The 17,050-nt window shown below is 64.1% G+C and carries 10 protein-coding genes; all 10 read right to left on the reverse strand.

Going from position 1 to position 17,050, the window contains the following annotated elements; all coding sequences use genetic code 11:
• Nucleotide 1: 1 nt before the first annotated feature.
• From HWX25_RS02695 to tssB, 10 genes are read right to left on the reverse strand one after another with little or no spacing between them, the layout of a single operon-like run.
• Nucleotides 2-4,633, reverse strand: coding sequence for an RHS repeat-associated core domain-containing protein (locus HWX25_RS02695; protein ID WP_175906944.1), 4,632 nt, complete (start codon nucleotides 4,631-4,633; stop codon nucleotides 2-4).
• A gap of 21 nt (nucleotides 4,634-4,654) precedes the next feature.
• Nucleotides 4,655-5,920 (reverse strand): hypothetical protein, encoded by a 1,266-nt coding sequence (locus HWX25_RS02700; protein ID WP_175906947.1) that lies wholly within the window; start codon nucleotides 5,918-5,920, stop codon nucleotides 4,655-4,657.
• 15 nt (nucleotides 5,921-5,935) lie between these two features.
• A complete protein-coding gene (gene tssI / locus HWX25_RS02705) occupies nucleotides 5,936-8,140 on the reverse strand; it encodes a type VI secretion system tip protein VgrG (RefSeq protein ID WP_175906949.1) in 2,205 nt (734 codons plus the stop codon).
• On the reverse strand, nucleotides 8,137-10,809 hold the full coding sequence (gene tssH, locus HWX25_RS02710) for a type VI secretion system ATPase TssH (RefSeq protein WP_175906950.1): 2,673 nt from the start codon (nucleotides 10,807-10,809) through the stop codon (nucleotides 8,137-8,139). The genes tssI and tssH overlap by 4 nt, the downstream gene beginning before the upstream one ends.
• Before the next feature lie 12 nt (nucleotides 10,810-10,821).
• On the reverse strand, nucleotides 10,822-11,946 hold the full coding sequence (gene tssG / locus HWX25_RS02715) for a type VI secretion system baseplate subunit TssG (protein ID WP_175906952.1): 1,125 nt from the start codon (nucleotides 11,944-11,946) through the stop codon (nucleotides 10,822-10,824).
• Nucleotides 11,943-13,814 carry a type VI secretion system baseplate subunit TssF gene (tssF, locus tag HWX25_RS02720; protein ID WP_175906954.1) on the reverse strand — a complete coding sequence of 624 codons (1,872 nt, stop codon included), beginning with the start codon at nucleotides 13,812-13,814 and terminating at the stop codon, nucleotides 11,943-11,945. The genes tssG and tssF overlap by 4 nt, the downstream gene beginning before the upstream one ends.
• Before the next feature lie 4 nt (nucleotides 13,815-13,818).
• Entirely contained in the window at nucleotides 13,819-14,367 is a 549-nt protein-coding gene (tssE, locus tag HWX25_RS02725; protein WP_175906956.1) for a type VI secretion system baseplate subunit TssE, read from the reverse strand.
• A 16-nt stretch (nucleotides 14,368-14,383) separates the two neighbouring features.
• On the reverse strand, nucleotides 14,384-14,875 hold the full coding sequence (locus HWX25_RS02730) for a type VI secretion system tube protein Hcp (protein WP_059525502.1): 492 nt from the start codon (nucleotides 14,873-14,875) through the stop codon (nucleotides 14,384-14,386).
• A 59-nt stretch (nucleotides 14,876-14,934) separates the two neighbouring features.
• Nucleotides 14,935-16,452 carry a type VI secretion system contractile sheath large subunit gene (gene tssC / locus HWX25_RS02735; protein WP_059525500.1) on the reverse strand — a complete coding sequence of 506 codons (1,518 nt, stop codon included), beginning with the start codon at nucleotides 16,450-16,452 and terminating at the stop codon, nucleotides 14,935-14,937.
• Nucleotides 16,445-16,999 (reverse strand): type VI secretion system contractile sheath small subunit, encoded by a 555-nt coding sequence (tssB, locus tag HWX25_RS02740; RefSeq protein ID WP_059525499.1) that lies wholly within the window; start codon nucleotides 16,997-16,999, stop codon nucleotides 16,445-16,447. Before tssB ends, tssC begins: the two co-directional genes overlap by 8 nt.
• Nucleotides 17,000-17,050 lie beyond the last annotated feature (51 nt).

Here is a 17,050-nt window from a genome sequence, read left to right on the forward strand (position 1 = left end):
GCTATCCTCCGCAACCTTTAAATGTATCTCTCCAAGAGCCTGCCTCCATTCTTCGACCGATGCCCTCGAGAATCGCAGAAATATCGAGACCCTTCTTCTCCGCATTACTTAATATGCGGTGCAGGAATTTCTGTTGTTTTGGGCCATGGAGATGATCGCCTCCATGGTAAGCGCCTGTCGCTCGCGCAAGAGATCTATTGGGTGTTCCACTGTTATATGCGGGGTGAGATGGCACCGAAACCTGGGTGGCTGCAGTTCCCCAAAGTCGCGCCCCATTCTCCGCTGCATCTATGTCAACACCATTTCGATCTAATATCTCTCGATTGAGCCTCGAGTATTTTGATTTTCCACTATTTTCCTCGACTATATGGTGCGGCGTTTGCCCGGCAGCAACAACTCGCCCCGCGGCCGCCAAATTTCTGGCTAGTTTGTCAGCCGTTAACCCAAGCGGATCGATCCATCCCATTATGTTGGGTGAAAATTGATAGGGATTGATGCCACTGTATAGGCCAATCGGATCTTGTGAGATAAAGCAATCTACTTGCGGATCAAAATAACGGTATCGATTGTAATGCAATCCGATTTCTTCGTCGTGATATTGCCCTTGCAATCTGATCGGCTGGCCGACAAATTTGGAGTTGGGATATGCAATTTTCTCTGTTGAGTTGCACTCCCAAACTACGTTACCGCTGGCATCGTGCATGCGTAGTGGTGCTCCATTCCGATCGTTCTGGTGGAAATACATCGTCGACGTGAAGTAAATCGGCTGCTCAGTTATATTCGCCGACATTCCACTTGGCGCTACTTGACTATGTACAACCCCCAGTGGCTCGAACGTTTCTGGATAATAGATCCACTCACACAGGTGGTCGATGGTGGCGCGCGATCCACCGCACTGATCTATTTCGAGGTCAGCGATGGCCTTTTCGCCTTCAGCACTGCTGTGCTCCCCTAGAAGCGTATTGCCATCCCAGAAAAATCGGGTGATACGCGAAGGCGCTCCGGCGGCCGTTGTACCTGCATATACGATCTTGCGAACTCGCCGCTGGAACGGATCATACTCATACTGTGCGTAGATATGGCTTTGGTCACTACCAGTTGACATCGCAGTTCTTCGAACTGCCACTGTTTCAACCAGTTGCCCAAACGCATCCCAACTCAGTGTTAGATCCTGCCTAGACTCCTGCCGACGCGTTAAATTTCCTGCGCGGTCATATGAGTAATAGCAGCCATCATATTCACCTTCGCGCACCCATGTATTAGACTGGAGTACATCGACTGCACCAATCGGGCGACGCTCGCGGATACGGGTTTTTAGCAGGTCACCGGCAGGATCACGGAGGAATCGACGCAGCTGTCCAGTAGGATCGATGCGCGCAGTGACCCGGCCCATGGGATCGTAAAGGAAGCGCTCCGTACCTAGATGTGAATCGCGCTTTTCAATCAGTTCGCCGTTCGCGTCATACGCATATTCACTCGCAAACAGCACACCGGTATTCGCCAGCACAGTTTGCTGCGAGGCGAGTTGACCACTTGACTCATATGATAGCTCTCGACGCAAATCTGCATTCAATTGCTCGACGCACACCTGCCCGATTGTATTGCGCTCAAGCATGATCGGCATGGCATCGTCTATCTTGATCGACGTCGCGGCATCCAGCACGTCGTATTGGTAGCGCACTGTGTGCTCGACGACGCCGCTGCCTACGATGAGCCGCGTCCTGCGTTCTGTCCTGTTTCCGGCAGCGTCATAATCGTTTTCAATCGTGAAGTCGTTGCCCTGCCGTTCCACAATCACTCGGCCGTCCACGTTATAGCGAAACTCAACGCGGCAAGATGGGTTCTCAGCGAGTACGAGATCACCGTGTCGGTCGTACTCAAACCGATCGATGTGCTCGGCGGCCGCATGCGCCGCTATGGGTGTTCGCCGTTCCGTCAGTCGGCCGAGCCGATCGTATTGGTATTGGATCGTTCGCCCGAGCGGATCGATACTGTCGAGCAATTCGTCCGTCGCGCCATACCGATAACGTCGCGTTTGTCCCCAGTAGTCAGTCTCTCCAATGATGCGCCCCAACGCGTCCCGATCTAACGAGTACAACTCGTCGCGTTCGTTGACGACGCCGATCAACTGCTCCTCAGTGTTGTACTGATATTCGATCGAAGTACCATCCGGCGCAATGCGTCGAGTGACCTGCCCAAGCGCAGAATAAGCCATCTGTGTCACGTGGCCCATCGCATCGCGATATTGAATCAGGTTCCCATCCGGGTCGTACATGCAATGCACGTCGCACCCGCCCAGTTCGATAGCTCGTATCAGGTTACCGTTGCGGTCGCACTCGTAGCGACTCGTCCGCCCAAGCGCATCGACAGCCTCGACGACATTTCCACGCGCATCGTATTGGTACTGCGTGCGATGACCGAGTGCATCTGTCAGAGCAGCAAGATTGCCATGCTGATCATATTCCAGAAGCGTCAATGCACCCCGCGGCCCTTTGTACGCGACAGGCTGCCCGTAGATGTCATACGCGTAGCGTGACGTCGCCCCCGATGGGGTGATCCGTGTAAGCAAATTGCCGTGCCCATCCCACTCGTAGCGCCACTGCCTTCCGCCTGGTAACGTCACGCAGACGGGCCAGTGATCTGCATTGCATTCCGTGCGGATCGTGCTGTTATCGGGCAGTGTCTGCGTGATGAGATTGCCATACTGATCGTAGGCCCAAGCGGTCGTGTGGCCGGCGGGATCGATTTTTGCGGTCGTTCGCCCCTGCGCGTCGTACCGGAAGCCGGTTACGCCGCCGAGCGGATTGATTTCGGCCACGGGCATGACGCGTTCATTCAATTGTATTACCGACGTATGTCCGCGTGAATCGACAATGCGCGTCTCCATTCGCTCGCGATCGTATCCGAAGTGATAGTCTAATAGCCCGCCGTTACCCCACGCATGATCTACGCGCCAAACACCGTCAGAACCGACACTGTGATGGTAGTAGAACGATACGCCTCGTGCGCTCGTGTGGCTCACCATCCGGTGATTGTTTTCATAGTCGAAACGGTGTGGTTGCGCCATCGCGTCAACGGAGGCGCGCAAGTTCCGTTCGTCATCGTGCTCATACGTGACCAGCGGATGAGCTTGGCTCTCGCCATCGAGAAGCGTCAAGCCGATCACCAGATTCACATTACCCTGACTGCTCGCATCGGCATGTGCAAAGTCTCGTAGGTCGCACTTGATTACGCGTTGTGTCGCCCCGCCGCACGTCCATTCCACAATATGCGTGACGAACCCATGTTCGTCTCGCTCAAACAACCATGCGTTCTCGTTGAGGTCGGAAATACGTTCGACATACAACGTCAATCGAGCGTTGTCTTGCAGGGCCGCGATCATCTGCACCCACTGCCGCGAGAACGAAAATCTATACTCGACGCTCTCTCGCGTACGCAACACTAATTGACTGTCTTGTCTGTACAGAGCATATCCATACTGCCAGTCATACACGCGTGCCGACCATCCCTCTGATGTGGGTAGCGTATCGAATGCAGTTGTGTGGTCCTGAAAATAGGCTACCGTGCCCGTCTTGCCGTCGTGCCGCGTCAGTTCCAATCGAATGTCAGCCGGCGTCTGCCAACCGACACCGACTGCTCCATCATGAACGTTGTGACTCGTGTAATGCCTGTCCCATACGAGCGGCAACCGCCCTGCCACCGTGAAATCCCGCTGCTGAACGACAACCTCCCCCGTCGTAACATCCACCGGTTCAGCCTTCAACACATTGCACCGCAAGAACCCCGACTTCAATTTCAGCTTATCCGCCAACGTCTTCGCCCACTTCGATCCCCGAAACGCTTTGAACAACCCCTTCGCCGCCGCAGCCATGTTCATGATCGGCGGCCCGCCCACCAAAACGGGCCGCCCTGCCGGAATCGGCAACATCACCGAACTCGGCATCGACGGATAAGTCCGATCGGTATGCGCGCTGTTATGCGGCGGCGGCTCCATTCCGACCGACCAGCAACTCAACGCCTCCAGCGCCATGTACGACATCGGATCGTTGTTGGCGAGCACCGTCTTGCTGCCCATGAACGATTCCCCGTCGTTCGACGGTTCAACTTTGTCAGGCGGCGCAAACGATTCCCCAAGCGGAAAATGCAACCCCGGTACGTGATAAGCATGCGTCCCGGCCGTGGCCCGCATCATCCCGTTCACAAAAATCGGCCTGCCGCTGCTCCCCCCCGACCCGACGTTCGAACCAAGATCATCGCTTATGCGGTTCTTGATCTTGTTGGCCTCTTTCGCCAGCCGCATCCCCTCAGCGACGTTGGGGTCGTCCTTGAAGTCCGGCAGCTTGCCGCCGCCCATCAAGTCATTGACCTGCTGGTTCGCCTCATCGGCCAGATGCGCCAGCTTCTCCACATCTTCGGGATGATCTTCGATGTATTCGGTCACCTTGTCCTGCACGATCATCATTGCAATGCAGCCGACCACGGCCTTTGCCGCTTGAACGTACTCACGCAGATCGAGCATGAACCCGACATGAGGGTGCGGCAGGAACACGGGTGGCGTACCGGGCGTGACCAGTACCGAATGAACGTCGACGCCAACGACTGGATCGAGATGCTTGACGGCCGGGAGTGCCACGATTTCAGCCCTCGTTCGGGCTCAGCGCCCACCACGCAACGCCGCGACTTTCTCGCTCAACGCGCTGCGCCGCCGGTCCTGAGCACCCAGCTGCGACACCATCCATTCGACGACCATCGGCAGATTGCTGTTCGCCCGCATCGGCTCGTCGATCATCAATCCCGCATCGAGCGCATTGAATCCGGCCTCCAGCGCATGTTCGCGCTCCCCTGCCCGCTCCCAGCACACGGCGCTCATCCGCCACGCCTCGACCGTCATCAGTCCATCCTTCGCCGCCGTGGTCGACGCGACCGCACGCTCGTAGCAATAAGCCGAGTGCGCATAGTCCTTATGCGTCAAATGCACGCTCGCCTCGCCGAACAATCCGTTCGCGATGAGCTTGTGTCCGGCCGGATGCCCAGCCTCAACTGCACGCATCCCGCTGCTGGCCGCGCTCCGATACGCATCGATCGCCCGCTCCCGATCCCGCCACTTCAGATAAGCCGCCCCCGCAATCAAATGCACGACAACACACTGATCAAACCACTGCTCGCGCTCAGCAACCTTCAGCGCCGCCGCACGCAATTCCTCCAGCCGAGAAGGATTACCGCCTTCGATCATCTCGGTCAGCATCACGAAATGCCGTCGAAACTCTCCGCTCGGCCCGCGCTCGCCCGATTCCGCCAGCAATTCACGTGGCACGCTCGCCATCGAGTACTTGCCGTGCACGACCCGCACCGCGGCACGATGCCGTTGCATCAACGCAGCAAACGGCACGATATCCGTACGCGGCACGACAAAACGCACGCGCTCGGCAAGCTGCGGCGCGACCGCAATGATCGACAGCAAATCGTCGAGCCATCGCACCCATGCCGTGTCATCCCGCACTTTGGCCGGTTCCAGCACGAATACCATCGCCGGAAAAATATCCGGATGGTGCTGCATCAAGCTGTCGGCAACCGCGAACAGATACAGCAACGGATTCTTGCCATCGTCGTACGGCGCTTGCCAATCGGCCCGCACGCCATGCGCATCGGATCCTTCACGCCGGCTGTCATAGAACGCAATGAGTTCGTCCGTCAGCGCCTTCGCATAACTCGCTTCATTGACGAACGACGCGCGCATCGTCCTGACCGCACACGACGTCTCGTCCTGTACCTGAAAATAGAGCCGCACGAGTTCCGCATCAGTCTCGTCGGTCTGCCAGATCATCAATCTCGCGTCGGGTTCCTTCGCGAAACTCATCCAGTCCGAATGCGCATCCATGAACCTGCGCTCCACCGGATTGGTCGGCTGCCAGTTCTGCATTCGTGCGAACCTCCGTCACGGATTCAGTTTCAGGATCGTCCCTTCGACCGTATGCTCGACCGACGCGGAAGACGTCACCTTCTTGCTGTTTACGGTATGGCTTTCGGTGCCGGCGGAAGCGACGTTGACGCCCTGGATCGTGATCGTGCCGTCGCGCTTCATCACGATGCTGGACATCCCGCAGACGAGCGAAAGCTGGTCGCCGGCATTGACGAGAACCTGATGCTGTACGTTGGTCGTATGGTTCGCACCGACGTTGACGGTGTGTTCGCCGCCGACCGTGTGCGTATGCGCATTGGCGATCGTCGACGTGCGCGTGCCGATCTCCTCGGTATGCGACGACGCAACCAGCGTCTTCATGTCCTGCGACGTCGTCTGATACATCTGTCCGACGTTCAGCGTCTTGCCTTCACCGATCGTTTCCGTCTTGGCTTTCGCAACCGTCTCGGTATGTATTCCACCAATGGTCGCGTCGCGATTCGCGGCGATCGTCACGGTTTCGTTCTTGCCGACCGTTCGCGTCCGGTTTCCCCCCACCCCATGCGTCTCGTCCACCCCGATCTGCGCGACCCGGTTCTGCCCGATATTCACTGTCTCGTTCTGCCCGACACTCCGTTGTCGATTGTTCTTCACCTGCATCGTTTCGTCGTTCCCGACGGTATGCGTATGGTTGTTCCCGACGGAAAGTGTGTGATCGGCCTCCGTCTCCGCGTCGAAATTGCGCTCGGCATGCATCCACAGCTGCTCGGCGCCCTTCTTGTCCTCGAACCGGAAGGCGTTGGCATGGTCGGTCGTCCCGCCCGGTGACGACCGCGACAGCAGCCCGCTCTGCGTCGCGCTGCCCGGCAATCCCCACGGCGGCATCTTCTCGCCGTTGTAAACGCGCCCCGTCACGATCGGCTCATCCGGATCGCCGTTGAGAAAATCGACGACAACCTCATCGCCGACACGCGGAATCTGCACGCCACCAAACCCACCGCCGGCCCAAGGACTCGACACCCGTACCCAGCACGATGAATCCTGATTGCTCTGCCCGTATCGGTCCCAGCGGAATTGCAACTTCACCCGCCCATACTGATCGGTCCAGATTTCCTCGCCCGGCGGCCCGACAACGGTAGCCGTCTGCGGCCCGTTCGTCCGCGGCCGCGGCGTTTCACGCGGCGATCGATAAGGCAGGCTCGACGGCTGCACGAGCATCATCGTCTGATGCACCACAGCCTCCGCGCCCTGATCGCTTGCATACGCGTTCTCCTGGAAACGGTACCGACACCGCACGATCAGGTACTCGCGGTTCTGATCGGCACGCGGGCAATGCGCAAGCGTGAACAGATAACCCGGCGCGGCGCCGCGCACGTCGGTATCTGCACTCGCCCGCTCATGTTCGGCCTGCTGCTCCTCGAGCCGCACGCGGCTGTAATGCGCACCAGGCGCATCGTCGCGGTACCCGCCCGGCCATTCGAAAGACGCAAAACTGTCGTGATCATGCCCACGCGGATCGACTTTCTGCGCGGAAAGATCGGCGCGCGGCTTCGTATAGTCGTAGTCGGTCGTCTGATGCTTGCCGACGCTCACCGCCTGCGCGGGCAGCCAGCCGTCGATGTGCTCCTCGTCGGCGATCGCGGTGCGATCCTGCGCGATGTACGGGATCGTTTCGTAGCCGGGCAACGCGACGTGCGACGACATCGCGTCGCACAGCACGAGCGTGTGACTGTCGGCCGCGTGCCGGAAATAAAAATATATGCCCTCGAACTCCATCAATCGCATCACGAACGCGGTGTCGGTCTCGTTGTATTGCACGCAGAACTCACGCGGCACGTACGCATCGGTCAGCTTGTTCTCGATCGGAAAGCCGTAAGGCGCGAGCACCTCCTGCACGATGTCGGGCACGGTGCGGTTCTGGAAGATCCGGCAATCGGAGCGGCGCGTTGCGAGCCACAGCCACGGCCGCACGACCAGTTCGTAACCGTAGTGCCGCTCGGCACGCCGGCCGGCCAGCGTCGCGCGCGCGACGATGCCGTTCAGATAGCGCGTCGACAGGTCCTGCTGTTCGATCCGCACGGTTACGGGCTTGCCGAGCATGTCCTTCAGCGACAGGCTGTGGCTGTCAGCCAGTGCCTCGATCCGGAATTCGAACAGGCGGCCGAGTTCGTCGCTGCCGTCGAGCGTGTGGAACTTCAGGTCGTCACCGTGCGGGCTGTCGAGTGTGAATACGCGATTCACGTCGTTCCCTCCTCGTCGAACCGGTAAGCGAATTCGCCGCCGGCGGCGCTCACCTCGATCGACGTCAGCGCGCGGCCTTCGAGCGTGGCCTCGAGGATCGCGCGGCCGATGCGCGGCATCACGGTATGCGTGAGGATCGCGTCGACCATGCGGCCGCCGGATTCGATCGTCCTGCAGCGCGCGACGATCAGCGCGGTCGCAGAATCGGTGCAGCGCAGCCGGATCCCGTGATGTTGGTCGATCCGCTTCTCGAAGCGCCGCAACTGCAACTCGACGATGCGCGCGAGCGTCGCATCGGTCAGCGGGTAGTAAGGCACGACGGTCAGCCGGCCGAGCAGCGCGGCCGGGAACACGTCGAGCAGCGGCGGGCGCAGCGCATCGGCAAGGGTCTGCATGTCGGGCAGGCGCTCGGGGTCGCGGCACAGCTGCATCACGCGATCGGCGCCGACGTTCGACGTCAGAAAAATCACGGTATGCCGGAAGTCGATGTCGCGCCCTTCGCCATCTTCCATCCAGCCCTTGTCGAACACCTGGAAGAAAATTTCGTGCACGTCGCGATGCGCCTTCTCGATCTCGTCGAGCAGCACGACGCTGTACGGCCGACGACGCACGGCCTCGGTGAGCACCCCGCCCTGTCCGTAGCCGACATAGCCGGGCGGCGCGCCCTTCAGCGTCGATACCGTGTGCGCCTCCTGGAATTCGCTCATGTTGATCGTGATCGCGTTGCGCTCGCCGCCGTACAACGTGTCGGCCAGCGCGAGCGCGGTCTCGGTCTTGCCGACGCCCGACGGCCCGCACAGCAGGAACACGCCGTGCGGTTTGGTCGGGTCGTCGAGCTTCGCACGTGCGGTCTGAATCCGTTCGGCGATCAGTTCGACCGCATGGTGCTGGCCGACGACGCGTTCGCCGAGCGTCTCGGCGAGCTTGAGCACGGCCTGCGTCTCGTCGCGCACCATCCGGCCGAGTGGAATGCCGGTCCAGTCGGCGACGACGGCGGCGACCGCATGCGTGTCGACGGCGGGCAGCACGAGCGGTGCGTCGCCCTGCATCTCGGCGAGCGCCTGCTGCGCGGCAGCGAGGCGCGACAGGACATCGGCGCGTGCGTCGCTGGTGAGCGCGCTCGACGGCGCGTCGTCGAGCAGCACCGCGCGCGATTCGACGATCGAGGCCAATGCGTCGCGCTCGGCTTGCCAGCGCGTTTCGAGCCGATCGAGCTCCGTCTGCACGGCGGCAAGCTCGGCATCGATCGCGTCGCGCCGCGCGGTGTCGCCGCTGCCGAGCGCGCACTCGCGCGCGATCCGTTCCCGCTCGACGCGCAGGCCGTCGATGCGTCGGCGCGCATCCTCGATCGGCGCGGGCACCGCGTGCTGGCTGACCGCAACGCGCGCGCAGGCCGTGTCGAGCAGGCTGATCGCCTTGTCCGGCAACTGCCGCGCGGGAATATACCGATGCGACAACGTCACGGCGGCCTGCAGCGCATCGTCGAGCACCAGCACGCGGTGATGGGCTTCGAGCTTCGCGGCGAGGCCGCGCAGCATCGTCACGGCGGCGGCCTCCTCGGGTTCGAGCACGTGGACGAGCTGGAAGCGCCGCGTCAGCGCGGGATCCTTCTCGATGTACTGCTTGTACTCGGACCACGTGGTCGCGCCGATGGTGCGCAGCAGGCCGCGCGCGAGCGCCGGTTTCAGCAGGTTCGCGGCGTCGCCGGTGCCGGCCGCCCCGCCCGCGCCGACGAGCGTATGGACTTCGTCGACGAAGAGGATCGTCGGCCGCTCGGACGACATCGCTTCGTCGATCACGCCGCGCAGGCGGCTCTCGAATTCGCCCTTCACGCTCGCGCCGGCCTGCAGCAGCCCGATGTCGAGCAGGTACAGCGCGACGTCTCGCAAAGACGGCGGCACGTCCCCGGCGGCGATGCGCAGCGCGAAGCCTTCCGCGACGGCGGTCTTGCCGACGCCGGCCTCGCCGACCAGCAGCGGGTTGTTCTGCCGGCGCCGCAGCAGGATGTCGACGATCTGGCGGATCTCCGCGTCGCGCCCGACGACGGGATCGATCTCGCCTGCCCGCGCACGGGCGGTCAGGTCGACGGCGAAGCGCGCCAGGGCCGCGCCTTCCGCGGCTGGCACACCGCGCATCGCGGCGTCGCCAGAGCTGGTGCCCGAGCCCGGATCGGCACGCGCAGCCGGTTGCGCCTCGGGCGAACCGTCGACGATCGATGCGAGTTCGTCGGCGAGCACGTCGGGCACGATGCGCTCGAACTCGCGTGCGATCGCGTACAACACGTTGCGCAACTGCGGCGTCTTCAGGATCGCGAGCAGCAGGACCGCGCCGCGAATCCGCGTCGCGTCGTATTTCAAGGTCGCATAGACCCACGCGCGCTCGACCGCGTCGTCGATGTGCACGGACAGGTCCGACACCGATCCCGCGCCACGCGGCAGCCGATCGAGCGACGCGACGAGGCCGCGCTCGATCGCGGCCTCGTCGATCTCGAACCGGCGCAGCACGCGCTGCAGGTCGCCGTCGGGCCGCTGCAGGAGCTGCTTGATCCAGTGCGCGAGTTCCACGTATGGATTTCCGCGCAGCCGGCAGAATCCGGTCGCCTGCTCGAGCGTTTCGTAGAGGAGCGGGTTGAGCTTTCCGAACAGGTTGACGCGGCCGATATCGGACATGACGGTTCCCGTTTAGGCGGTTTCGCGATGAGGGACGGCGCCGGTGCGCGGCGGCCCGCCACGGCGCGCGTCGTAACGGACGACGAGATCGCGCGCGGGCCCCGCGTCGAGCCGCTGCCCGAGCCACGCGGTACGGCCGAGGCCCTGCGGCGCGCCGAGCGCGATCGCGGGCACCGCGTCGGCCGCCAGTTCGAGCTGGACGTCCCAGTCGAACTCGATGCCGACGTATTCGCGGACCCAGTGCGCGAGTTGCCGCGCGTGCGGGCCGCCCGGCAGGAAGCGCCGGTACGCGTCGAGCGACAGCGGCCCGAGCACGATCCGGAAATGGGACTGCGCGTCGCGCACCGCGATGCCGAGCGCGACGCCGCCGACGCGCAGGGTCGGCCGCGTCGCACGGATCACGCAGCGCTGCGTGCGCTCGATCGCGACCCAGCGCGGCACGTGCTCGACGATGCGTGCGTCGACGCCGAAATGGCTGCTCAGGATCTGCACGAGCCCTTCCGGGTTGCGCGTGTGCCGCACGAGATGACCCGCGTGGAAATAGAGCGCATGCGGCGCGAGCGTGTCGGCGGCCGTGCGTTCCGCATCGGCCTGCGCGGCCGGCCTGTCGTCATGCGCGGCGCGCCCGATGAGGCTCGCGACATACGCGTCGAACCGTGCGCGCCCGGGACGATCGAGGCTCACCGTCGGTTGCGCGTCGGCCCATGCGCGGTAGAACAGCAGGATCAGCCGGTGATGAAACAGGTCCGCGAACGCGGCGAACGTCGGGTCGTCGTGCTGGGCCGCGCGCTCGTGCGCGTATTCGGTCAGGTGGGTCGGCAGCGGACCGTTCGGTCCGAACAACCCGAAACCGTGGATCGCGATGCGCGGCCGCGTGGCGCTGCCGTCGCCATCGTATGCACCGGCCACCATTGACGCCGCGAACGCCAGCGACGGCTGTTGCCCGAGCCGCACCGGTTCGTCGCGCGGCCGAGCGGCATGGCCGAGCGGTGCGCGGCCGGACGACAGCGCATCGAGCCAGCGCAACGCCTGGAACAGGTCGTAGCCATGCGGCGCGGCCCGCAGTCGCGCCCACCACGCATCTCGGCGGGCGGATTCGACGGCCGATCGAGCGCCGGGTGGCGTGTCGTGCTTCATATCGCGGGCCGCCGGCCGATGCGCGCGGGCCAGTGCGCGAGCGTGCCGCGTTGCACGCTGGTCTGCACGCATTCGGCGAACGCATTGATCGAAACATGCCGCGCGAAGAACTGTTCGAGCACCGCGCCGAGCAGGAACGGGCTGTCGCCGGAAAACGCATGATCGTCGACGGTCACGTCGACCTGCACGCCGCGCCCGAACATCAGCGGGCCGAGCGCCGGCAGCCGCCGGAACACCGGCGAGAACGCGACGCGCCGCACGCCGTCGATCTGCCGGCGCATCGCGGCATCGGCCGGGTCGGCATGCAGGCCGAGCAGCTCGCGTAGCGCATGTGCGCCCTCGTCGTCGTCGAGATCGGTCAGCGTTTGCCGGGCGAGCCCGAGATGACGGACGAGCCGCCAGGCCGTCTGCGCGTCGGCGATCGGCGGGCGCGGGCGCGACGGGCCGCGAATCGCGACGATGCGCTCGACGGGCGCCGAAATGCGCAGCGTGAACGCGTTCGCGTCGCCCGGCGGCAGCAGCAGCGCGAGATCGCGGTTCGTGCACAGCGTGTCGACGGACAGGTAGCGCATCGTCTCGTCGTACGGCGCGCACTGACTGTCGACGAGCGACACGTAGGTTTCGCTGCCGACGTAGCCGGTGCGCGTGCCGTTCGCGCGTGCCTGCGCGGACACCAGCCGAGGCTCGCGCCGTACCGTGTAGTACGCGCCGTAGTTGCCGTCGTCGCGCGCGAACGACGCATGAAACGGCCTGAATTCGCGCGACTGGCCATCGTCGCGCTGTTCGCTCGCGAGCCGCTGCACGGCATAGACCTCGTGATCGAGCGGCCGGCTGCGGTCGACGACGACATGATGCTCGCGCGCGCCCGGCTGCAACAGGATGCGGTCGCCGCGACGTGCGAACAGGTTCACGGCCGGTGTGCAGTTCAGCGCCAGATGCCGCGCATCGACGGCCGCTTCGAGCGCGGCGTCGTGGCGATCGAACAGCACGGTCAGCTCGCATTCGTCGCCGGTGGCGCGCGCGAGCGCGGCGCGCAGCCCGCCGATACTGAAGAACAGGAAACGCGCCGGAAACGCGAAATACTCACGCAGCAGCCGGTAGCCGTGGAAACTGCGCCCGTCGTCGGGCAGGATCGCCTGCGCCGGATCGAAACCCTCATGGACGATCGCATCGGCGTCGAGCGCATGCAGCCAGCGCGGCGGCTGCCCCGGGTCGTGGCAGACAGCGCCGAGCGCATGCGCGGCGATCAGTTCGAGCAGGTGCAGCGCATCGCGTTCCGGGCCCGCGAGATGAAAGGTCAGCCGCTCGAGCGGCAGTTGCGACAGCCTGGCGCCGCCACGCGCCTTGAGCCGGATGCGCAGCGCGCCGCGCACGTCCTGGCGCGCAGGCACGGCGCCGCGCGGCAGCCACGACGGCGCGCCGGTGACGGCCGCATCGGTCAGCTCGAGCGGCCACAGCGTCAGGTCGTGCGCGGTACGGAATTCGCACGCGGTCTGCTCGGACGCGGCGGCCCGCGCGCGCAGCGCGGTGCCGGCCGGCAGGCGCCAGCCCTGTGCGAGGCTGCCTTCGTTGAGCATCGGCGCGAACCGCACGATCGCCATCGACGGCAATGGCGCGAGATAGCCCGGATACACCGCGTCCAGCAGCGCCTGCGTGAAGCGCGGAAACTCGGCGTCCATCTTCAGCTGCACGCGCGCGGTGAGGAAACTGAAGCCTTCGAGCAGCCGTTCGACGTACGGATCGGGCGGCCCGGATTCGGTGAGCCGCAGCCGTGCGGCGACCTTCGGAAACTGCTGCGCGAATTCGTCGCCGAGCTCGCGCAGGTACGCGAGTTCGCGGTTGTAGTAGTCGAGCAGGCGCGTATCCATCGTGTCAGTTTCCCGCCGCCGACCGCAGCGACATCGCGCCTGTCTCGAGATCGAGGTCGGAGCGCAGCACGAATTCGACCGGATGCGGGATCGACCACAGCGTGCCGCGAATCTCGAACAGCAGCACGTTGTGACGCCGTTCGCCGGCACGCCCGTCCGATGCATCGGCGACGCTGCGGACCTCGACGCTGTCCGGCGCGATGCGTGGCTCGAAGCGCACGATCGCGTCGCGGATCGACGCCTCGACCGACATCCGCTCGACGCCCGACATCGGCTTGCCGACGAGCGGCCGCATCCCGTAGTTGAGCACCGAGGCCTGCGCGTACGCGAATGCGGCCCAGTCGACGAAGCCGTCCTCGGCATTGCGCGTATTGAGCAGCCACGCGAGATCGCGCAGCACGGCCGCACGCAGGCGCTCGGCGCCGACGCCTTGCGTGCCGGGCGGATCTGCCGTGCGCTGCGGCGCGTCGTCGGTCAGCCGGTCGAGCAGCGCGGGCTGCAGCCGGTCGCGCACTCCGGCGTGCCGGCCGGCGGGGGCTTGCGGGTCGTCCATCGTCATCGCTCCGCCGTCACATCTCGGTGTTTTCCTTGATGTTCCAGCCGACGGACACCTCGGCGCCCTTGCCGCCGTTGTCGTTCTGCTGCCAGTACTGCTTCTTCACCTTCGCGGCCTGGAAGCCGTAGTGCATCATCAGCCGGTCGGCCGCGTCGCCGGGGTCGATGCCCGCGACCTGCGCGGACGTGACGAGCACTTCCTGCAGCGTCACGCGCATGAACTCGACCTGCGTGCCGCCGGTCTTGCACGCGGAGATCTCGACCTTCGGCAAGTGCTTGCCGCTCGCGCAGTTCTTGACGATTGCCGGCGCGCCCTTGTCCATGTACGCGGCCACGACGAGATCGTTGAAACTCGCCTTGCCCGCGTTGCCGCCGCTGCCGCTCGCCATCGCGCCCGGCTGGCTCGCGCCCCACGTGAACGATTCGATGTCGGTCCAGCCCTTGTGCTGCGCGTCCGCCGATTCGCCGGTCACGCCGTCCACCTTCATAAACATTGCCACGCCCATTGCCGTCTCCGTTTCGGTGCGAAATCACGTTGAATGCCGTATCGAATGCCGCGTGCGGCTCACTCGTTCGCCGCCTTCGCCGATGGCAGCCGCGAGATGAGCCGCAGCGACACGGTGAGCCCTTCGAGCTGGTAGTGAGGCCGCAGGAAGAATTTCGACGTGTAGTAGCCGGGGTTGTCCTCGACCTCGTCGACGACCACCTGCGCGGCCGCCAGCGGCTTGCGCGCCTTGGTTTCCTGGGACGAGTTCACGGGGTCGCCGTCGACGTAGTTCATGATCCAGTCGTTGAGCCAGCGCTCCATGTCGTCGCGCTCGCGGAACGAGCCGATCTTGTCGCGCACGATGCATTTCAGGTAGTGCGCGAAGCGGCAGCACGCGAACAGGTAAGGCAGGCGGCCGGACAACCGCGCGTTCGCGGTCGCGTCGGGGTCGTGATACTCGGCCGGCTGGTACAGCGACTGCGCGCCGATGAAGGCCGCGAAATCCGAGTTCTTCCGGTGCACGAACGGCATGAAGCCGTTCTTCGCGAGTTCGGCTTCGCGGCGGTCGCTGATGGCGATCTCGGTCGGGCATTTCTGATCGACGCCGCCGTCGTCAGTCGGGAACGTGTGGCTCGGCAGCCCTTCGACCGCCCCGCCCGACTCGACACCGCGAATCGATGAGCACCAGCCGTACAGCTTGAACGAGCGATTGATGTTCGCGGCCATCGCGTAAGCCGAGTTCGCCCACGTGTAGCGGTCGTGATTCGCGGCGTCGGTGTCTTCCTCGAAGTCGAATTCGTCGACGGGATTGGTGCGCGCGCCATACGGCAGCCGCGCGAGAAAACGCGGCATCGCGAGGCCGACGTAGCGCGAATCCTCCGACTGCCGCAGGCTGCGCCAGCCCGCGTATTCGGTGTTCTGGAAGATCTTGGTGAGGTCGCGCGGGTTCGACAGCTCCTGCCACGAATCCATCTGCATCAGTTCCGGCGACGCGCCCGCGATGAACGGCGCGTGCGCGGCCGCCGCGATCTTCGACAACTCGCCGAGCATCTCGACGTCCGGCGGGCTGTGATTGAAGTAGAAGTCGCCGACGAGGCAGCCGAACGGCTCGCCGCCGAACTGCCCGTATTCCTCCTCGTAGATCTTGCGGAACAGCGGGCTCTGGTCCCACGCGACACCCTTGTAGCGCTTGAGCATCCGCGCAACCTCGTTGCGCGACGCCGGCAAGGCCTTGATCTTCAGCAGCTCGTCGGTCTCGGTATGCGTGACGAGGTAATGGAGGCCGCGCCATGCACCTTCGAGCGTCTGGAATTCGTCGTGATGCAGGATCTGGTTGATCTGCTCGGACAGCTTCCGGTCGATCTCCGCGATGATCTGCTTCACGCTGCCGTATGCGTCGGTCGTCATGCCGACCGTATGTTCAAGCGCCTGCTGCGCGAGCGTGCGCACCGCGCGCTCGACCGACTCGCGCGCCTCGGCGGTCTTCGGCTTGAACTCCTTCTGCAGCAGCGCGGCGAACTCGCCGTGCGCGACGGCCGGCTGCGCGGCGTCGCGGGTGTTGCGAGCTTCTGCGCGGGACTGGACGGGGTCATTCATCGCGGGCCTCCGGTTGGGTCGCGTCGCCGGCCTGCGCGTCGGCGCGCGGTTCGCGCACAAGCGTCTTCAGCAGGTCGGGATCGTTGATCGCGCGCTCGATCAGCTGCTCGGCGCCGTGCTTGCCGTCCATGTACGACAGCAGGTTCGACAGCTCGGTGCGCGCATCCAGCAGCCGGCGCAGCGCGTCGACGTTGCGCGCGATCGCCGCCGGCGAGAAATCGTCGATCTGCTCGAACGTCATGTCGACGTTGAGCATCCCTTCACCCGTCAGCGTGTTGGGCACCTGGAACGCGACACGCGGCGCGACCGACTTCATCCGCTCGTCGAAGTTGTCGACGTCGATCTCGAGGAACTTGCGCTCCGGTAAATCGGGCAGCGGCTCGGCACGCTTGCCCGCCAGGTCCGCGATGACGCCCATCACGAACGGCAGCTGCACCTTGCGCTCGGCGCCGTAGGTCTCGACGTCGTACTCGATCTGCACGCGCGGCGCCCGATTGCGCGCGATGAACTTCTGTCCGCTGCCTGCCGCCTTGGTTCTGTCCGTCATCGTCCGCTCCTTCACATCGATCAGATTGCGTGTACGTCGCCGCCGCCGGGC

The organism is Burkholderia sp. BCC1640 (assembly GCF_902833125.1).
GTDB classification, from domain to species: Bacteria; Pseudomonadota; Gammaproteobacteria; order Burkholderiales; family Burkholderiaceae; genus Burkholderia; species Burkholderia diffusa.